A 1,839-nucleotide genomic window follows, 5' to 3' on the forward strand; every position below is an offset into this window, starting at 1 on the left:
CGCACGGCCAGCGCGTAGCGCTCCACATAGGCCGCATCCACAGCCGCCGCCAACTCCTCCGAGCTCGCCGACCCCGAACCCGGCGAGTCGGGCGAGTCTGATCCGTTGTTGTGCGCCATATCCGTGTCCTTCCTGCTCGCTGATTCAGTCGGTGTCCGGGCCGGTCTTGCGCAGCGGCGCATACGGCGGCGATTCATGCGGTTGCTGGCCGGCCATGAGTCCCGCCGTGGCGTCGAGCTTGAGGCGTACCGGCCCGAACTCCGCTAGGACCTCGCAGCGATCCGGATGGTTAGTGACCGTCACGTCGGCTCCGATGTCGAGGCCGGCCGCACGAACGGTTTCCAGGCGCGTGCGCGCGTCGCTGGTCACCTGCGGCACATACAGATACCGCAGCGCGTAGGCCACCGCCTCGGCAACGGCCGGGTGCTGCTCGATCATGTCCGCCAGCTGGCGCAATCCCGCCGCCAAATCCACGGCCAACTCGTCGGTGCTCATCTCACTCATCGCAGGTTTTCCTTTCCTCAAGACTCGGGTGGTAGTGGTGTCCACTCCGGACACCACGGGTCGTGTCCCCGGTCAGTGGTGCGGGTTGTTATGGGGCAGCGCGATAGGCCGCGGCCTGCGCGCGCACTTTCGCGACGTACCAATCCGCGCGGTTGTAGGTGAAAATCGCGCCATACTCATCGCCAACAGCCAGCCCCGAATCGCACAGGTAGTGCGCTGCTGCGGGGATCGCGGTGGCCGGGTCATACAAGTCGCTGCCAACCTCGGGGTGCTTGCTGCGGACCTCGGCGAACGTGGGAGCCAGAAACTGCATCGGGCCACCCGCGCCCGCATAGTTCGTGCCCGACGACACCCCCGGCAGTTCGGCCCGCCCGTGGTTCGTCTCGACCTTTCCGATCGCGGCGAGCAACGCCCAATCCAGATCCGGACACGTCCCCGCCGCCTGCCGATACCAGCCGACATACTCCGCCGGGATATCGGCCACCGGGCTTGCCGTTGGTGCGGGTGCGCCGACCGAAGCGCGCAGTGGTTCCAGAGCGGCCAGTCCCAGCGCGCCCAGCAGGATCGCGAGCAGGCGTTTGCGGCTCGTACGGGGGCGTGCCATCACGCTGCCCGCCCACCGGTCGAGGGTGTGGGCATGACCAGCAACCGCGCCGCGCCTACCATGGGAACCCTCCTGTCGTTTCGTGGTTGATTCGGATGAGGAGCCCGGCCCGGCGGGCACAAATGTGGCGGTTTGGACCGCCGGGCCCGGACATGCCCCCCTGCGTGGCCCCCGCTGGGGCTTTGCTTGGTTCAGGCCGCCTGACGCGGATGCGCCGAGACCATTCGCCTCCACCGGTAGCCGCAACCCGGCTCCAAACACCGGAAACTCAGGCGCCGGCCCCGCATCACCGCTTCCGCAGTCTCATGCGAACACCCGTTCCGCCGTCCTTGTTTTTGGGCGTGCTTCATCACGAACTCCTTTCTCAGGTAACAGAAAACGAAAGAGTTAGTCAGGTATCAGCGATCCGCTACAGGGACGCGACGGCATCCGACACCGTGGAGTCCACACCCGACACGAGCCACTTCACACCGTCCTGCAAATGCGGACCGACTGGTGTGCTAATCAACAACAGGGCCACAATCCCGCCCGTCACGACCTGCCCCCACGCCACCGACCCCTCGCCCTTCTTCGACATGAAGAACAACACCACGGCGATGATGACGATCAGAACAATCCCGCTTACAGCCACTGCAAATCACCTCCCTCGCGTCGCATCGTTGTGGATTCCGCGGATCAGCTCGACGGCTGCCGAGGCCCCCACGTACGGGATCCTCACCCGGGACACCGAG

At 66.0% G+C, this 1,839-nt stretch carries 3 protein-coding genes; all 3 read right to left on the reverse strand.

Annotated features, from left to right (window positions below; genetic code table 11):
- Nucleotides 1–144: 144 nt before the first annotated feature.
- The 3 genes from EV191_RS29960 to EV191_RS29970 all read right to left on the reverse strand — a co-directional run bounded on the left by EV191_RS29960 (nt 145) and on the right by EV191_RS29970 (nt 1,739).
- Nucleotides 145–495: a hypothetical protein gene (locus tag EV191_RS29960; protein WP_132881502.1), complete on the reverse strand. Its 351-nt coding sequence runs from the start codon at nt 493–495 to the stop codon at nt 145–147.
- A gap of 97 nt (nt 496–592) precedes the next feature.
- Complete coding sequence (locus EV191_RS29965) at nt 593–1,108, reverse strand: transglycosylase SLT domain-containing protein (RefSeq protein ID WP_132881504.1); 516 nt, start codon at nt 1,106–1,108, stop codon at nt 593–595.
- A 409-nt stretch (nt 1,109–1,517) separates the two neighbouring features.
- On the reverse strand, nt 1,518–1,739 hold the full coding sequence (locus EV191_RS29970; RefSeq protein ID WP_132881505.1) for a hypothetical protein: 222 nt from the start codon (nt 1,737–1,739) through the stop codon (nt 1,518–1,520).
- Nucleotides 1,740–1,839: the final 100 nt, after the last annotated feature.

The organism is Tamaricihabitans halophyticus, assembly GCF_004340875.1.
Lineage (GTDB): Bacteria > Actinomycetota > Actinomycetes > Mycobacteriales > Pseudonocardiaceae > Tamaricihabitans > Tamaricihabitans halophyticus.

Coding starts and splice junctions, on each gene's coding strand:
- EV191_RS29960 (WP_132881502.1), bottom strand. CDS start 495: ATGAGCACCGACGAGTTGGCCGTGGATTTGGCGGCGGGATTGCGCCAG.
- EV191_RS29965 (WP_132881504.1), bottom strand. CDS start 1,108: ATGGCACGCCCCCGTACGAGCCGCAAACGCCTGCTCGCGATCCTGCTG.